Raw genomic sequence first — 16,869 nt, forward strand, 5'->3', positions numbered from 1 at the left:
TCGTCAACCCATACGAACGGCCGCCCCGCCGTCCACGCGACGAGGGTGCGGGTCTCCTAGTGCGGTCCGCCGCGTACGTCCTGATTGTCCCGCCGGCCCTGGTCGCCGAGGCCGGACGGCTCCGGCCAGATCACCACGGGCAGCGGCGGCAGGCAGAGGCGGGGCGAGGCGACACGCACGTGAAGGCGATGCCGAGGCGCCAGCCCCGCCGACCAGCCTTCCATCCGGCAGGAAAGCCCCGGCCGTCGCACCGTGGCCTGAAGCAGGCTCCGCACAACCGACACCCACGCCAAAGAGAGCCCAGGCCCACCGGACGGATACTCCGGCAGGCCTGGGCCCTCTTCGGCACCGCGGCGTTCAACGCCCGGCACCGGATCCCCAGTGGGTCTGCGATGGTCAGCAGTAGCTGTCGACGCCGCCGGTCTCGTTGCCCTTGAGCAGGCCGTCCCAGATCCACGCGTTGTCGTCGAGCTTGACCCACTTGTCGTGGGAGACGCCATGGGCGTTGACCCAACCGCCGTGCTTCCAACAAAGGCCGTACGAAACGAATCCTGCGGCCACGGTGTAATTGATTCCGTAGTCCGTAGACGGTCCGTACCTGACGTTCCCGTTAGTCCACGTTTCCACCCGGCTGCCTTGGATGCCCACGCTCTGGGACTGCGGCGCGGTGGCCGCTCCGGCGTCCGCAGCGACGGCGGTGGCCGTCATGCCGGTGGCCGCCAGCGCCGCCGCTCCGATTGCTGTCGCTAAGGGCCGTCCCATAATTGCCGATCAGGCGTGAAGGGGTAGTCCGCGGGCTCGTATGCAGGTCGAGGTTCACCTGCCGCCCGACTTGATCCATGGCCAGTTCACGATGCAGACCACGACAGGGGCAACGAGCATGGTCAGCATCCACAGGCCCACGCTCGCCGGAGAGTAGATGTAGTAGCGCCAATGCTCTGGCAGAGGCGACGGCGCGAGTAGCAGCAAGATCAGCGTGGCCCATGTGGCCAGCACGGCGGCTGCCATGCGTGCTGCGGTCATCTCTATCGGCCCCCTCACCGGTGCTCATCTCCATGGAACGGATGATAGGGAGGCTGAAATGATCTTGGTGTGACTGGTGTGATCACGGCTTCGGAGCCGTCCTAATTCCTTGGTGACGGGCCGTGGGAGCCGGGGGTTGCCACCAGTCCGTTCGAGCGCCGGGGGCCGATGCCCTGTCATCCCGGCCTTCCACAGTGCAGGTGGTGGCAGCCTCGCGGGCACCGACCGTACGCCTGGAGCCGTCTGGGCACTCGATCCCTTTATCCAGAGCGGCGGCGCTCGGTGTCTTCGAGGTCGCCACCACTGTCAACACTGTCCGCTTGATCACTCGTTGGTGTTGGTGGTGCGAGCCCGCCGCACGGTGACCTCCTGATACTCCAGAGCCGTCAGAGCTCCCGAGAAGACCGGGGCCCGTGGGGTGCGCTGGTGCCACGAACGGCTAGTGAGGTGGCGGACCGACCGGATGGTCGAGTCCTGGAATTAGGTCGCTGCGTGGCCCGCATGCGCTCGCAACCAGCGCAAACACCGCACCTCTGAGGAGGAAAGGTTGATCTACTGCGGCATCGACTGGGCCGAGAGGACACACGACGTCGCCTTGGTCGACGACACCGGCCAGCTACTTGCGAAGCGACACATCACCGACGACGCGGCCGGCTACAGGAGCCTGATGGATCTGCTCGCCGAGTACGACGACACGGAGGAGACCCCGATTCCGGTCGCGATCGAGACCTCCCGCGGTCTGCTGGTCGCGGTGCTGCGGGCAGGCAAGCGGAAGGTGTTCGCGATCAACCCGATGGCTGCCGCCCGCTACCGCGACCGGCACGCGGTCTCCCGCAAGAAGTCCGACCCCGGCGACGCCCTAGTCCTGGCGAACATCCTGCGCACGGATATGCATGCCCACCGGCCGCTGCCGAACGACAGCGACCTGGCCCGCGCCATCGCCGTACTGGCCCGCGCTCAGCAGGACGCGGTCTGGAACCGGCAGCAGGTCGCCAACCAGCTCCGCTCGCTGCTGCGCGAGTACTACCCCGCCGCTCTGGAGGCCTTCGCCAAGTGGGACAACGGCTTGTGCCGACCGGAGGCCCGCGAGCTGATGAAGCTCGCGCCGACACCGGCCAAGGCCGCGAGCCTGACTCGCACCCAGATTACGGCGGCTCTCAAGCGTGCGGGCCGCAAGCGCGGCATCGAGTCGGACGTCGAGCGGCTGCGCGAGGCATTCCGCACCGACTGGGCCCGTCAGCCCGAGCTTGTCGAGGACGCGCTCGGCAAGCAGACGCTCGCCCTACTCGGACAGCTCACGGCCGCCTGCACCGCCGCCGCCGACCTCGCCCAGGCCGTCGAGGAGGCGTTTCCGCAGCACCCGGACTCCGAAATTATCCTCAGCTTCCCCGGCCTCGGTATCCAGCTTGCCGCCCGGGTGCTGGCCGAAATCGGAGACGATCGCTCCCGCTTCGCGGATGCCCGCGGCCTGAAGGCCTACGCGGGCGCCTCACCCGTCACCCGGGCCTCCGGCAAGAAGTCCAGCATCACCAGACGATGGGTGAAGAACGACCGGCTCAACCACGCCGGCTACCTCTGGGCGTTCTCAGCGATCACTGCGTCGCCCGGTGCCAAAGCCCACTACCGGCGGCGACGTGACGACCACGGAGACTGGCACGCCGCTGGCCAGCGCAATCTGTTCAACCGGATGCTGGGCCAGCTCCACCACTGCCTCAAGAGAACCGCCGCCTGTTCGATGAGCACACCGCGTTCCCGGCGCCGCAGGCCCCAGCATTGGCGGTGGCGTAGGTGATCCCGCTCACGACTCACCGCCCCAGGAGGTCGCTCCGCAGCGTGCTTGAATCACCGGATGATCGACTGGTCCACACTCCACGACGCCTACGGCCCAGCCCACGCGATACCCGGACTGCTGGACCGAGCCATCGGTCGTGACCAGGAGGCCATCGACGGGCTTTGGGGGCGCTTGTGCCACCAGGGAACGATCACCCCGGCGAGCATCGCCGCACTGCCGCAGCTGGCGGACATCGCGAAGACCGAGGGCGCCGGAGACTGGGCGCTCGATCTGGCCGGAGCCATAGCGGGTGGCCTCCTTCAACCTCACGGCGCCGACGAAGAAGTCGCCCGCTATGCGGAGACCTTGGCCGAGCTTCGCGCCCTGGCCGCCGCCCGGCTGCGGTCTGGCCTAGACGGGAAGATCTACCTGAGCCGGCTGCGGGCCATGCTCGCGTTCGACGGCCAGACCTTGTGGTTCGAGGCCCTGGACGACTTCACCGATTCCTTCGTCACTGTCGCTTGTCCGCACTGCGACGCACCGGTGACGATCGCGGTCGGCGACTACGGCTGCTACTCCTCGATCCGCGACTGGAATCTGGGGGATGTCCACCAGGTCCCGCTCCGGCCGGCCGTCCCGCACGAGCTGACCGGCACCGGGAGGATGTTGCACGAGTCGGCCGTACGGGATGGCCAGCAACGGCTCGCCTGGGGTCTGACGCACCTGTTCGGCCAGTCGGAATGCCCAGGATGCGGGAGCGTCTTCGGCATCGCAGACGAGTACGCGGCCGCCAACGCACCCGCCCCATGGGACTTCGCACGAGGCCACACCAGGGACGCTCTCTGATGACCACCGGCAGGGCCCTCGAAATCGAACAGTGAGCTCGTGCCCGCTGCCCCGACTTGACGGCTTGGCGCCGTGAGGTGTCTGGATAGCCCCGTTCTCCGGGCTGGGCCCGCGGCAGTTCGGGAAGCTGGTGACGGTACTGCGTCGCGCAGGTGCGGACGCGGTCCGCAGGGGCCGGCCGTGGAGCCTTGCGTTGGAGGAACGGACGCTGCTGGTCGCCGCGTACTGGCGCACCAACCTGACGATGCGGCAGCTGGCCCCGTTGTTCGGGGTCTCGAAGTCGGCGGCGGACCGGATCATCGCCCACGTTGGGCCGATGCTCGCTCTTCGGCCCCGCAAACGGTTCGCCAAGGACACCGTGCTCATCGTGGACGGCACCCTGGTCTCTACCCGCGACCACATCATCGCGGAGCGGTCGAAGAACTACCGGTACTCCACCAACCATCAGGTCGTCATCGACGCGGACGCCCCCAAGGACGCCTCCCGCTCAACCGCATTGGCAGCGCCATCGTCGATCAGGGAGCCGGACTCGGTGGAGCCGTCGGCATTCACTACGCTCAGCACGGGCGTGCCTTCCCGACCCGCGCTGTGAACGCGGGCCTACTCGGTGACCATCACAGGATCATTCGGGAAGGTACGCCCTCCGCGTCCCCGCCCAGGACTGATCCACAAGTCCTGAGCATTGCTCCTTATGGAGGCACCGGACTGGGGTGAGCGTCACCTTGACCTCACCTGAGTTCAGCCCGGAAGGGCAGGAACCCGACTTCGCCACCCTCCTACCGACTCCGGTGCGTCACCGCCCCTTACTGATCTTTCAGAATGAAGTTCGGAGGCGGCGAAGACATATGAGGCAGCAGGCCAGTTCGAGCAGGCCCTGGTGGAGATCGGCTCGTCGTTCGTAGCGGATGCGGAGCCGCTTGAACTGGTGCAGCCAGGCGAAGGCGCGCTCGACCACCCAGCGCACCTTGCCCAGTCCGGAGCCGTGCGCGACGCCGCGTCGGGCGATCACCGGCTTGATGCCGCGCTTCCACAGCAGACGGCGGTACTTGTCGAAGTCGTAGCCCCGGTCGGCGTACAGGCGTCGGGGCTTGCGGCGGGGGCGTCCTCGTAGGCCCCGAATCGCTGGGACGGCGTCCAGCAGCGGCAGCAACTGGGTGACGTCATGTCGGTTCCCGCCGGTGAGCGGGGTGCCGTGGCGGTCGACGATTACTGACCTTTTCGGCTTGCCTTCGGGTGGTGACGTTGGTTGATCCCTGCGGTATGCCGGTGTTATGCGGTATGCGGATGGTGGGGGCCTGACTGCTGAGCGGCGGGCTGCGCGTGAACGGATCCGGATGGAAGCCGGCCGTAGGTTCGAGCGCGGTGACAGAACGTCGGACATCGCCAAGGACTGCCGGGTGAGCGAGCGTTCAGTCGAGCAGTGGCGGCGCAACTGGCGTGAGGGCGGTCTGCAGGGTCTGAGGTCGAAGGGGCCCGCGAAGCTGCCGAAGCTGTCGGATGAGCGGTTCGCTCTGCTGGAGGAGGAACTGGCGAAGGGGCCGGCGTCGCATGGCTGGGAGGACCAGCGGTGGACCCTGGAACGCGTCAGGACCCTGATCGGCCGCGGGTTCCAGGTCAGTTGCTCGATTGCGGGAGTCTGGCGGTTGCTGCACCGGCACGGCTGGTCCTGGCAGAGTCCGTCCCGTCGCGCGCTCGAGCGCGACGAACACGCCGTCGGGCTGTGGAAGAAGGACGTGTGGCCGCAGGTGGAAGCACTGCGGCGGCGCTCGGGGCCTGGATCGTCTTCGAGGACGAAGCCGGATTCGCGATGACGCCGCCACGCGCCCGCACCTGGGGTCGGCGCGGACACACGCCCGTGGTCCGGGTGCGCGGACGCTCCCGACGCCGGATCTCGATCGCCGCGACGTGCTGCTACCGGCCCGGCGAGAGATCCCGGATGATCTACCGGCCCCGTTTCCACTCACTGCTGAAGGGTGCGCGCAAGAGTTTCGCCTGGCAGGACTACCGCGACCTCCTGGTCCGCGCGCACCTGCAGCTCGGCGCCCCGATCATCGTCGTCTGGGACAATCTCAACTCCCATCGCACCGCTGGTTTGCGTGACTACGCCGCGGGCCACGACTGGCTCACGATCGTCCAGCTCCCCTCCTACAGCCCGGACTTGAACCCGGTGGAAGGGGTCTGGTCCCTGCTACGGCGAGGCCCGATGGCCAACACCGCATTCACCGACCCTGACCACCTCACCCGCACTCTCCGCCGAGGCCTCGCCCACATCCAGCGCCACCCGGAACTCATCGACGGCTGCCTCACCGAAACCGGCCTGACCCTCAACCCCGGCACCCGAAGCTAATCCGCCAAGGTCAGTAACGGCAAGGACGTCCATCCATGCCAAGCCAGCTGAAAGATCACACGACCGAGTCGGCATAGTCGAACTCGCGCTCAACATGATCGGTACTGCAACGGCTTCTCAATTGAACAAGTCAGAACAGGTCCCGGCAGCCGGACAGAACAGCCGCAGGACAGCCCAGCAGGACGTCAGTCAGTGCCCGAGTCACGACCACCAGAACCCGAGTATCAGCATCAATGTCAGTGCCGTCTGGCATGGTTCGGATCATGTTCGAGGGACTTGATGACATCGACTGGGCATCGTTGGAGCACGCGTACGGCACCGCCGAGGAGGTACCAGCACTGCTGTGGGCGCTGCGCTCCCCGCACACCGAGGAACGCCGCAAGGCCCTCGACCGCTTCTACGGCGCGGTCCACCATCAGGGCGACGTGTACCCGTGCACGGCAGCCAGCCTGCCCTTCCTGTTCGAGCTAGCCGCCGACGGCACCACGCCCGAGCGGGCCGCCGTCGTCGCGCTGCTGGTCAGCATCGGCCGGGAGTCCCTCGAGCGGGGTTTCGAGGACGACGGCACCGAGATCGAGTACTACCCCCCGTCGGGCTACGTGCAGGCCGTCGCCTTCCTGCGCGAGCGGGGTGCGCAGTTCGCCGAACTCGCCCGCGACCCCGACCCGGACGTGCGCCTGGCCGCGATCGGCGGGCTCGGACTCTTCCTCGACGACGCCGACCGGGCCGCCGCCGTGCTGCGCGAGCGGCTGGCCGCCGAGCAAGGTATCGCGGCGCGGCTGCGGATCGTTCAGGCGGCGGCCACCCTGGCACTGCGCCTGCCGACGGCCACGCAACAGGTGATGGGCTGGCTCTCCGGGCTCGCCGCCGACCCGGCCCGGGACCCGGTGACCCGGCTCGCGGCCGTGGTCCAGCGAGCCCGCTGCGCCCCGGATGAGATCGGCGAGGACGCCGTACCGGTCGCCATCGGCCTGCTGCGCGAGACTGCCCACGCCATACCCGTGCGGCCGATCGCACCGGCCCCGAGCCGCCCGGCGGCACCCACGGACACAGTCGCGCCCCAGATCGTCGCCGCCTTCGAGGACCTCGACCGGCACACGCGCGTGTACGCACCGACCACAGCCCTGCTGCGTACGTTCCACGAAGCCCTGGGAGCCCGGGTCCCCGAGCGCACCGCGGTGCTGGCCGAGCAGCTGAGCAGCCCCGACCCCGGCTCGCGCCTGGACGCGGTCCGTATGAGCGGCCAGCTGATACGCACCTGGCGCGGGGATCACACCCGGCTCCTCCTGCTGGTCGCCGGCCAGCTCACCTCGGCCGACCAGGAGGTCGCCGCCGAGGCTGCGGCCGTCCTGGAGGCATGCCACGCGATCGCAGCCCCGGTCCGGGAGGCTCTCGCCGCGCACATCGACGCCCAACGCGCGGCGCACGGCCCTCACGTATGGGCGGCCCCCGACATGCTGCTGCGCAGAAGCCACCAGGAGGCCGTCCGGGCCTTGGCGCGCCTCGGCGACACTCGCGCGCTGCCGAGTCTGCTGGCCGCGCTGGACAGCGGCGTCGACGCCTGGCGTGCGATTCAGTGCGCAGGGCATCTGCCGCAGGCGGCGGACCAGTTGGCGCCCCGGCTCCGCGACCACCTGCACCGGCTCGACCTCTCCCAGCAGCGGAACGAGATGAGTGCCGACGCGATCCTGACCGCCCTGGCCGCCCTCGGCGATCCGGCCTCGGTTCCTGCAGTGGTGGACACGCTCGGCGCTGCGGTGCGCCATGAGCAGCACGGCATCACGCGATCAGCCCTGAGAGCACTGAGGGCGTTCGGCCCGGCGGCAACCGGAGCACGGGACACGATCCGGTCGCTGACCACCGCCACCGACGCGCACGTACAACCCGCCGCTGTCGCCGCGCTGTGGGCCACCGGCGGTGACCTGACCGAGGTCATGCCGCTCCTGCTCGGCCTCCTCGACGACCCGATCACCTTCCGGATCAGTGACGCGGCTGACGTGCTCGGCGAGATAGGCCCGCCCGCCTCCATCGCACTGCCGCGCCTGCGAGGCCTCCTGACACACGACTACGAATGGGTCCGGGTGCACTGCGCGGCCGCACTCTGGGAGATCGCCGGCGAGGCCGAGGCACCGCCAGTCCTGGACGCCCTGCTGCAGGCCATGGCCAAGAACCCGGCAACGGCCAACCACGTCGTGAACTGCCTGGACCGCATGGGCCCCCTCGCGGCACCGGCCCTGCCCCTGCTCCGCGAGCAACTGGCCCAGCCCCGGCGCGGCGGCAGGTTCCAGAGCATCGACCACGACGAGGAACTCCAGCAGGTCACTCGTACCCTCATCGCCCGGCTCGACCCCCAGGCGCCGGCTGGTCCGCCCACCTCGCCCACGACGACGCGCTCCGGCTGCCCCTGACCCGGGCCGGCACCGAGCACACCCCGCCGCGCGCCCCAGGCACCGCCGCCGAACGCGCGGTCAAAGGGAGCGAGACGCCCCGATCTGCAAACCGGAGCCTGGACGACAAACGATCGGCCGCAGCCGCACACGCGGCTGCCCTCCCATGGGCCGACGACACGAGCGACATCAAGGCAGCCACGATTCTGCTCGTCACGACGTCTTCACCAGCGGGTCGCAGCTTCAGCAGGTCGCACTCCGGCTCCGGGCATCCGGCGCCGCCGAGGTCCGCGGACTCGTCCTTGCGCGCGTCCCCTGGAGCGGATGACCCGGCGGCTGGGCAACACCCCAGCCAGCAGGGGAGAGGGGGATCACTCCCATCCGGCGTTGAACAGCGCGCATTCGAGCAGGTCGGGGGCTCCCCTGGGCGGCCAGGCGCCGGTGGAGGCCATCTGACGGGCGGCTGCGTGCATGAAGGAGAGGTAGACCTCGTAGCGGTGGGGCGACCAGTTCCAGTCCGCCCACACCCAGGCAGCGACCGAGCCGTCGGGGTCGTGGCCTGTCTCCCTGCCGACTGCGGCCGCCAGGGACCGCATCCGCAGGGACAGAACACGGTCGAGGACGAGCGGTCTCGGGCCCTGCGCGGACAGCAGTGTCACGCCTGCGAAGTACAGGAACTTGGTGAAGAAGGACGGCCCGAGTTCGGGAATCCGCTGATGCAGCACCGCGTACGCCTGCCGTGAGCCGAGCTTGCCGAGCGTGCTGACCGCGAGGGTCAGGGCCGCGTCCAGGCCCTCGGCGTCCAGGATCCTCTGCAGCGTGACCGGCCCGCTGCCACGCGGTGTGCCGCGCTTTCCCTTCCCCCACACGTAGGTCGCCACGAGGGCCTCGCGGAAGGCCTCGCGCCGTAGCGCGTCGGCGACGGCCAAGGCCACCTCTGCCCGGCTGATTCCGGCATCACCGGTGTGGGAAGGGTGAGCCAGACCCGAGGGCCACGGAGTGATCTGCGCCCACCGGCTGGGGGTGTAGCGGATGGTGTGCGCGCCCGGCGTCCCGTCCGTATACGTTGCCGCGTTCTCCTTCCACCAGCGGCCCAGAGCCGTCACTGCGGCACCGGGTAGCAGCCGCGCGGCCATCTCCTGGTCCACCGCGTCCGCGCACTCTTGTCTGTTCACGTTCCCCCTGCCGTTCTTCTGCGACGGGGCCGGCGACCCGCATGTGTTGCTGTCGACCCCACAACTAATGCGGCCGACGGCAGTTGACGCCCCCGCCGCTCCGGCAGCGTTGGGCATGATACGGCCCTCCACTCGGCCCACCTCACCCGGATGCGTACAGGAGATCTTTTGCGTTCATCGTAAAGTTCTGCGAGAACCGCATTATGGATTTGATCGGTGACATCGCAGCCATCCGCATCCCCCTGCCGCAGCCAGGTGACGTCACGCCGGAGGAGCTCTACCCCGAGGCCCGCGAGGAGGCCGAACAGGCCCGCGAGGACTACGCCTTCGCCCTTGAGGCCCAGTGCGACGGCCTTCGGGAAGACCCCCTGCTTGTTGCTCTCGGCAACGCCCGCGCCGCCCGTGAGGCCGCTGACCGCGAGATCCGCCATCTCCTGGCCTACGGACGTGAGTTCCACGGGGACCGCCCCTACAAGCTTGAACCCCTCGCCCAGACCAGCGGTATGACGCCCTCCGGCATCCGCACCGCCTACGGCAGCAGTGAGATCGAGACCGTCGCCCGCGGGATCGGCCGCACGCCCGACAGTCGCCGCACCCGACCTCCGGCCACACCCGAGTCTGCATGACCGACCACCCCGAGGCCGCTGCAACGGCTTGTACCTGTCTGCCCCCGTGGCCCGCCCTGACCACCGTCATCGAGGGCGCCGCCCACCCGGTCGTGCCCGCGCCCGCCCACACCCCCGCCTCCGCCCCACTTCAGGAGCGCCTGCAGCCTGAGATGCCTCCCCGACGCGGCAGTTCGGCGACCTGTGGGCAGCGTGTCCGATGTGCAGATGGACGATGCGGGCCACCTACCGCCCTAACGGCGTGGTGGACGTCGAGTGTGAGGACGAGCGCCACAGCCTGCTGGGCGCCCGGTACCGGGCCGAGCCGACTGCGGTGGAGGGCAGTGCGCCTTCGCCGCCCCCGACCTCGCGGCCGGCCTGCGCTCTCCGGAGTACTGGCCCCTCCTGCAGCTCGGCAGCCCTGAGACCGTCCTCGCCGCCAGCGGCTTCCCGCTGCCCTCCGCTCCGGTGCCCGGATTCTGCCTTCTCATCAGGACACGGCGGGCCGTTCTCGAGCTGGACGGGAAGGAGCACTACTCGCGTGATGGGAAGGCCGCACCCGACCTATACGCCGACATGGTCCGAGAAGATCGGCGGATCCGTCTTCAGGGGTATGAGGTGTACCGGTTTGGCGGCGCCGAGTTTGTGGACCCACAGGCAGCCAAGCTCATGCTGAGTGGGTTCTTCGACCAGTTCGGCTCCGTAGCTCCGCCCCCCCCCCACGAGGAAGCCACACAAGCTGCCGTCACCTCCAAAGCCGGAGCGGGTACAAGCTCGACAGCCCAGGTCACTGCGGCCCGGGCTGTCGCGCAGCGCGTCGAGCTGTTCCTGGGTAAGCAGGTCTCGCCTCGATTTGGTGTTGGACCCACACACCCAGCTTCACAAGCACGGGCTCCGTCTCGCTGTCGACGGTTGTGACTCTCCCCAGGTGAATTATGCGGGGATCAGGTCGAAGGTCTTCCAGTTGAACCCTGAACTGCAGGTGACAAAGGATCCCCTGCGGTCTCCGGCCCATCGGGTCACGCCCGCTTTGTATGATCCGTTATTGCATACGCCCACGGCTCTGTAGCTGTCCGGGCCATTCCCGTCGACCCAGCCACCCCACTGAGTATTGGTGCTGACCGTTATGTGGGCGCCTCCGTACCATGCGCTCGCGGAGCTGGCGGATCCAAGGACGACGGCTGCGGCCAAAGCCGCCGCACCGACGAACGTACGCCTGACGGACATGCGCATGAAGAACTCCTGCGGTCGATTGGTCTTTCACTTCTGGCGTGAGCATGCCTGACAAGTTCACCGTGCTGTTGGCATTGCGTGCCCGGTTGTTGGCATTCAGCGCGTGGTCTTCGCCCTGCGCTGCTGGGCCCGGTTGCGGAGACGCTCGACCTCCTTCTCCAGCTCATCGCGCGAGGCGGCGGGCGCAGGTCGATGACGTTGGTGGCCGCGGGCGCCGCTCGGCAGGCGGGATCTCCTGGCCCTCGGCCTTCGCCTGCATGCCTGCCGAGCTGTCTCCGGGGGCGTGACATTCACGCAGCTCGGCCCGTTTCCAGTGGGCCGAGCGCGCCGGTGGCCAGCGGCTTGGGCAGCCACGGCTTGGTGTACGTCTCGCGGGTCACCCGCGCCGGATGCAACTTGTCGAAGGTGAGCCGGGAGATCTCGGTGGCGGGGTCTCGTGATTCTGGCGGAGCCGGTTTACCACACGCCGTAGGAACAGCCCTGCTCGCCGGTAGCTGTGAGCTTTACGCAGACCCGGGAGCCTGCATCCGTACCATTCCAGTGGTAACCGGTGAATCTCCAGGGATCGCCGTCCTGGTAGAACACGTAGTCCGACACTCTCGTCCAGTTGTACTTGACGGTTCCGTCGGGATTGAAGCGCTTGCGCTCCAGCCAGCCTTGACACCCCGCGCCGCTATTGGCAGCGGCACGAAACCCTGCCCTGATGTCCGAGTTGCCGCTGTCGGGGTTCTTATTCTCAGTCCACCCCATGCACGTTACGTGCAGGTCGTTCAGGATGATCGCCACGTCGTTTTCGTTCCTGTGAACTGCCGCGCTGGCCGGAGCCGCTGCGGTCAGATTCAGGGCCGCCGACAGACCGAGGGCCGCGAGGGAAATGCTAAGTGTCCGCCGTACCTTGCGGGAAACTCTCAAGCCTGGCATCAGACGTCCTCCTGGTAACCCTGGGGAGCCGGTCTCCCCGCTATCTGGCGTGAGCATGCCTGATGTGTTCACCGTGTTGTTGGCATTGCGTGCCTGGTTGTTGGCATTCAGCGCATGGCCTTCGCCCTGCGGTGCTGGGTCTGGTGGCGGTGGTCGCGGGGTGTGATGCCGTACAGCGTCTTGAAGGCGCGGCTGAAAGATGTGGGCTCTGGGAATCCCCAGCGTGCGGCGATCGAGCTGATGGACCGGGCGTCGAGGCGGGGGTCGGCCAGGTCGCGGTGGATGTGTTCCAGTCTGCTGCGGCGTATGCCGTCGGTGATCGTCGTCGCCTGGCCCTGGTAGAGCCGGTGGAGGTAGCGGACGGAGATCTGGTGGCCGGCGGCGATGGCGGCCGGTGTGAGGTCGGGGTTGGCCAGGTGTTGCTGGATGAACGCGTTGATCCGGGTGCGCAGGACGGTGTGCTGCGTTTCGATCGGCAGGAGGTCTGAGGTCCGGGCGGCCTGGGCGAGCATGGTGCTGAGCAGGTCCAGGGTGATGCCTGCCAGGCGGGGCGCGTCGCATTCCTCGTACTGGGGTGCGTGGTTCATCAGGTCGGTGAGGTAGTGGCGGAACAGTGCGCCGATGCCTGTCTGTCCCTGGATGCGGGTCAGGGTGAGCCGGTCGAGGGTGTTGGAGTGCAGGGGCAGTTTGTCCCGGGGTATCTGCACGATCAGTGAGGAGACGTCGGGGCGGTCATGTGCGGCGGTTTGGGCCTGGCAGGGTCGGGAGGAGTCGTAGAGGACCAGATCGCCCTCGCCGACGTCGACGTGCCGACCTGACTGGCTGAGCCCGACCTGCCCACGGACGGTGAGCCAGAGTTGGCACAGTTCCGGATCGCTCTGCCGGATCATCGCCGGGGTCCGGCGCGCGTGCATGGGCGGGTAGCTTTGCGCGAAGGTCTGGATGTCGCCCAGGTTCAGTGCTTGGGAGCTGGCAAGGAAGTCATCCAGGTGATCGCTGGCCATCGTGGTGCGGAAGTGCGCCTGGAAGACCATCGCTTCCCAGTAGTCGAATCGTTCGGTTCCCGACAGATGTTCCGTCGAAAACGCCGTCCAGATCATTGTCCCGCCAGTCCTCTCCCTGAGGGCCAGTTCCCGCAGGTTCAGGGACGTCCGCAGAGGCCCCGGTCAACCCCGTCAACCGACCGCCAAGCGGGAGCTGACCGTCGAACGAACGCAGGCCTGCCGACCGCCGTGTTTTCTGCTACCTGGGCATCAGATCGCCCGGTCCCCCGGATGCCCGGAGTTGGCGGTCGGTGCACTGTCGGCTGTGGAGTACTTCTTGCCGATACGTGCTCGGCGGGATGCCGTAGGCCCTGCGGAATGCGCGGGTGAATTCGGAAGCGTGGACATAGCCCCAGCGTGCGGCCAGGAAGCCGATGGGTTGGTCGGACAGTTGGGGATCGGCGAGGTCCCGGCGGCAGCGCTCCAGGCGCCGCTGCCGGATCCATGCGCTTACGGTGACGCCCTGCGGCTGGAACAGCCGGTGCAGGTACCGCACGGAGATGTGGTGGGAGGCCGCGACTGCGCCGGGCGACAACTGGGGGTCGGCGAGGTTGCGTTCGATGAAGGAGTGGATACCGGCCAGCAGCGCCTGCCGGCGGCTCTCGGGTGAAACGCTGTCCTCGGTGTCCGTGTGGTGCGCGAGGAACGCGGTGATCAGGTCCACGGTGAGCCCGCCCAGACGTATGGCGTCCTGCGGCCGGCAGGAGTCGGACTCAGGTGCCAGGCGGATCAGGAACTGTGACAGTAGGGCCCCCATACCGCTGTCGCCCGGCAACGGCGCCCCGAGAAGGCGGTCCACCTTCGCCGCAGGGAGGGGAATCGCCGTACGGGGTACATTCACGACGATTCCCTCGACCGCACCGCCGTCGTCGGGGAAGGCCGAGGCGTCGCTCGGATGCGAGCTGTCGTACAGCAACAGATCCCCGACCGCCACCGACGCGTCACGCCGACAACGGGAGATGCTCTGCCGGCCTCTCAGTGTCAAAGCCAGGTGATACAGCCCGGGATCGGAGCGACGAACCAGCGCCGACGTGCGACGCGAGCGCAAAGACGGATACGACAGCACCGACACCTGAGCGGCCCCAAGGTCCAGCAGCCGGAAGCACGCGCGGAAGTCGTCGGCGTGGTCACTGGTGATTTCCGTGGGCGTGAGTGTCTGTGACGTCCTCTCCCGCCACCACGCGAAGCGATCGGCTACCGGTAGGTCCTCACTGCGCAATACGGTCTCGATCACATGACCACCCCCTCCCATCATGTCCTCATCAAGCCATCGAAGGGTAGGGGCGGTCGGCTCTGTGCGTGTACGGCGAGAGGGACCATGACGGACGGGCCGTTCACGCCCATTCGATGCCCAACTCAGCGAGCGCTCCTGTCCGGGGGCGGTGTTTCTGATCAGGAGCTGGTGGTCTTAGTGGCTGTTGTCGTTCCGATCTTGAGTGGTGTGCGTCGAACGGGAGTCTCGATCGGGTGACCGCAGTCGGTCGCGTGCATGAGAACAGGGCCTCTTGGTAGCTCGGGGTTGCGAAGCCAACCGAGATCCAGGAGACCCTGTTGCCGCAGTTGTACGCGCTCGCGCCGGTGGAGTTCAACTCGGCTGCACCGACGTGTGATTGTGTCGCTCACCGGTTCGGGAACGCGGCCGATCACCCGGAACGTGTTCGGCGGTATCCCTCGGGCATGACGGACGCGGAGTGGGCCGTGGTCCGGCCGCTGCTGCCGGTGGCGGGCTGGATGCGGGGTCGGGGCGGGCAGCCGGAGGCGTACTGCCACCGGGCGATACTCGATCAATGCCACGTAGTTAAGGACGAGTTGGCGGTGTCAAGCCATCAGGGAATGTGATCTTGTAGGTGCTCGGCGCCGTACGAATGAGCCGTCCGTTTCGGGCCCAGTAGCAGAGTTGCGCGTTGAAGCCGCTGAGGATGCGTCCCGTAACGGTGAGGCCGAGGCGTTGTGCGATCTCACGGGCGTGCATGGACTCGTTGGAGTTCATCGCCAAGATCTGGCAGACCCTGTCCCAGCGGCCGGAGTCGGTCCGGTGTCGGGCGCGCGTGCCAGTGAGGCTCGGTGGACGAACACTGATCTCGATGGTCGTGATCGACGTGCTGCCGCGAGATCGACCATCGCGATTCCAGTTGTTGTAGCGGGAGGAGGACAGCCGCATCCGACGGCCGGGAAGCAGCGTCTGGAGGACGCGGGCCCCGATGCGTCCCACCAGGTCGCAACCGATGATCGGCTCAGCGGGGGGAGTGGTTCCTGCTGAGCTGATGGCCGTGTCGCGGGCGGCTTCCAAAGCGACGGTGAAAGCGGCTCGGTCGGGATCGCAGCCGGATGCTGTCTCCACCGCGGTAACCATGACAGAGCGCAGGGCTTGATAGAGAGTGAGCAGTGCCCACATCTCCTGCGTCAGCCCCACCGGGTCCTTCGAACGCAGGACTCGCCCCTGGAGCAGGGTGTGACGGAGCGCCAGGTATGCGATCTCGATCTCCCAACGCTCGTGGTAAAGATGCACCAGGTGGTCGGCGGGGTCGCTGGAGTGGTCGGTGAGTGTGGTCAGCAGGCGGTAGGTCCCGCCGAACACGCCGCCGTCGGCGGTACAGGAGCGGACCTCGGCCTCGATCACTCGCAACGAGAGGTCACCGATCCGGGTCAGGTAGGAGCCGTCGGGCAGCAGTGCCAGCACCGGCGGGCGTCGGACGCTGGTGGCGCGAATCAGGAACTGGGCCCCCTGAGCCGCGATGTCTACCAGCAGTCTGTTGCTGTCGAAGGCGCGGTCTGCCAGAACAAGCATGTCCGAGGTCAGGTGGCCGACCAGGTCGTGAGCGTAGTCGGTTTCACCCTTGCTGGCGGGGCCGAAGACGGCGCCGATCAGGCCGCGGGTGCCGGTTTCGCACAGAGTCATGAGCATCAGCCGGGGGCAGCCCGTTGGACCTTGACGGCGCTGGGTTCGGCCGAGCCAGGACCAGTTGCGTTCGTGGTCGGGGACGTTCAGGCTCCCACAGCCGTCGAAGGCGACCGTGCGCCAGCGGCGGTAACGCACTCCGGGCGTGGACGGCTGGGCCAGCGGGCCGGCCAGCACGTCGAACAGCCGCTTGAGCGGGGCCACGCCGACCCGCCGACGGAGATCACGAAGTGCCTTCTCCGATGGTCGCGGCACCATGACGGTCAGTCCGGCCACGAGTTTGCCCCACACCAGGCCGGTTCCCAGATCCCCGAACAACCCGAGCGCGAGTACGAAGTACACCCCGACGCGTGAGGGGAGACTTCGCAGTCGTCGCTCGCGAGCCCCGGTCTCGTCCAGCACCGCATCCACCAGCTCGAGTGGGATGACCTGCGTCAACTCACCGATATGACCGGGCGCGAACACGTCGGTTCCGCCCGTGACAGACTGAGCCACAGGGCCTCTGCTTCCTCAGGTAGATCTTGGTCGATCCCCTGAATAGCAGAGGTCTCCTCTTTCTCACCTCGCCCTTGACAGCGCCAACTCGCCTTTAACTACGTGGCATTGGATGATCGACGCG

General features: G+C 67.9%; 12 protein-coding genes and 3 pseudogenes. 6 read left to right on the forward strand and 9 right to left on the reverse strand.

Annotated elements, in window-relative coordinates:
* Positions 1-56: 56 nt before the first annotated feature.
* The 3 genes from ABT147_RS44545 to ABT147_RS44555 form a co-directional block, all read right to left on the reverse strand.
* On the reverse strand, positions 57-179 hold the full coding sequence (locus ABT147_RS44545; RefSeq protein WP_351417677.1) for a hypothetical protein: 123 nt from the start codon (positions 177-179) through the stop codon (positions 57-59).
* 217 nt (positions 180-396) lie between these two features.
* A complete protein-coding gene (locus ABT147_RS44550) occupies positions 397-561 on the reverse strand; it encodes a hypothetical protein (protein WP_351417679.1) in 165 nt (54 codons plus the stop codon).
* A gap of 255 nt (positions 562-816) precedes the next feature.
* Positions 817-1,023, reverse strand: coding sequence for a hypothetical protein (locus tag ABT147_RS44555; protein ID WP_351417681.1), 207 nt, complete (start codon positions 1,021-1,023; stop codon positions 817-819).
* A gap of 547 nt (positions 1,024-1,570) precedes the next feature.
* Between ABT147_RS44555 and ABT147_RS44560 the strand changes: the two are divergent.
* The 3 genes and pseudogenes from ABT147_RS44560 to ABT147_RS44570 form a co-directional block, all read left to right on the forward strand.
* A pseudogene (locus tag ABT147_RS44560) lies at positions 1,571-2,811 on the forward strand (IS110 family RNA-guided transposase).
* A 61-nt stretch (positions 2,812-2,872) separates the two neighbouring features.
* Positions 2,873-3,640 carry a hypothetical protein gene (locus ABT147_RS44565; protein ID WP_351417683.1) on the forward strand — a complete coding sequence of 256 codons (768 nt, stop codon included), beginning with the start codon at positions 2,873-2,875 and terminating at the stop codon, positions 3,638-3,640.
* An 85-nt stretch (positions 3,641-3,725) separates the two neighbouring features.
* Positions 3,726-4,106, forward strand: a pseudogene (locus ABT147_RS44570) (transposase family protein); the annotation flags it as partial.
* A gap of 348 nt (positions 4,107-4,454) precedes the next feature.
* Here the strand turns inward: ABT147_RS44570 and ABT147_RS44575 are convergent.
* Positions 4,455-4,886 (reverse strand): annotated as a pseudogene (locus ABT147_RS44575) (IS5 family transposase); the annotation flags it as partial.
* A 25-nt stretch (positions 4,887-4,911) separates the two neighbouring features.
* On the opposite strand from ABT147_RS44575, the gene ABT147_RS47520 reads away from it, so the two are divergent.
* A protein-coding gene (locus tag ABT147_RS47520; RefSeq protein ID WP_502983279.1) for an IS630 family transposase occupies positions 4,912-5,987 on the forward strand; the annotation gives its coding sequence in 2 pieces (ribosomal slippage) (positions 4,912-5,355 and positions 5,358-5,987; 1,074 coding nt in all).
* A 263-nt stretch (positions 5,988-6,250) separates the two neighbouring features.
* Positions 6,251-8,395, forward strand: a complete 2,145-nt coding sequence (locus tag ABT147_RS44590) for a HEAT repeat domain-containing protein (protein WP_351417687.1) — start codon at positions 6,251-6,253, stop codon at positions 8,393-8,395.
* A 350-nt stretch (positions 8,396-8,745) separates the two neighbouring features.
* Here the strand turns inward: ABT147_RS44590 and ABT147_RS44595 are convergent, their stop codons facing one another.
* A complete protein-coding gene (locus ABT147_RS44595; RefSeq protein WP_351417689.1) occupies positions 8,746-9,549 on the reverse strand; it encodes an 8-oxoguanine DNA glycosylase OGG fold protein in 804 nt (267 codons plus the stop codon).
* A 203-nt stretch (positions 9,550-9,752) separates the two neighbouring features.
* Here ABT147_RS44595 and ABT147_RS44600 point away from each other — a divergent pair, with 203 nt between their 5' ends.
* Complete coding sequence (locus tag ABT147_RS44600; protein WP_351417691.1) at positions 9,753-10,175, forward strand: hypothetical protein; 423 nt, start codon at positions 9,753-9,755, stop codon at positions 10,173-10,175.
* A 1,668-nt stretch (positions 10,176-11,843) separates the two neighbouring features.
* Here ABT147_RS44600 and ABT147_RS44605 read toward each other — a convergent pair.
* The 4 genes from ABT147_RS44605 to ABT147_RS44625 all read right to left on the reverse strand — a co-directional run bounded on the left by ABT147_RS44605 (position 11,844) and on the right by ABT147_RS44625 (position 16,745).
* On the reverse strand, positions 11,844-12,173 hold the full coding sequence (locus ABT147_RS44605) for a hypothetical protein (protein ID WP_351417693.1): 330 nt from the start codon (positions 12,171-12,173) through the stop codon (positions 11,844-11,846).
* 242 nt (positions 12,174-12,415) lie between these two features.
* Entirely contained in the window at positions 12,416-13,408 is a 993-nt protein-coding gene (locus ABT147_RS44610; RefSeq protein WP_351417695.1) for an AraC-like ligand-binding domain-containing protein, read from the reverse strand.
* Positions 13,409-13,550: 142 nt separating this feature from the next.
* Positions 13,551-14,585, reverse strand: a complete 1,035-nt coding sequence (locus ABT147_RS44615; RefSeq protein WP_351417697.1) for an AraC-like ligand-binding domain-containing protein — start codon at positions 14,583-14,585, stop codon at positions 13,551-13,553.
* A gap of 564 nt (positions 14,586-15,149) precedes the next feature.
* Positions 15,150-16,745 carry an IS4 family transposase gene (locus ABT147_RS44625; protein WP_351417699.1) on the reverse strand — a complete coding sequence of 532 codons (1,596 nt, stop codon included), beginning with the start codon at positions 16,743-16,745 and terminating at the stop codon, positions 15,150-15,152.
* Between the last annotated feature and the right edge of the window lie 124 nt (positions 16,746-16,869).

Source organism: Streptomyces sp. NPDC001868, from assembly GCF_040297125.1.
Classification (GTDB): Bacteria; Actinomycetota; Actinomycetes; order Streptomycetales; family Streptomycetaceae; genus Streptomyces.

What these genes read in the sequence shown, in the direction of transcription:
- ABT147_RS44555 (WP_351417681.1), bottom strand. Translation starts at nt 1,023, where the DNA reads ATGACCGCAGCACGCATGGCAGCCGCCGTGCTGGCCACATGGGCCACG.
- ABT147_RS44565 (WP_351417683.1), top strand. Translation starts at nt 2,873, where the DNA reads ATGATCGACTGGTCCACACTCCACGACGCCTACGGCCCAGCCCACGCG.
- ABT147_RS44590 (WP_351417687.1), top strand. Translation starts at nt 6,251, where the DNA reads ATGTTCGAGGGACTTGATGACATCGACTGGGCATCGTTGGAGCACGCG.
- ABT147_RS44600 (WP_351417691.1), top strand. Translation starts at nt 9,753, where the DNA reads ATGGATTTGATCGGTGACATCGCAGCCATCCGCATCCCCCTGCCGCAG.
- ABT147_RS44610 (WP_351417695.1), bottom strand. Translation starts at nt 13,408, where the DNA reads ATGATCTGGACGGCGTTTTCGACGGAACATCTGTCGGGAACCGAACGA.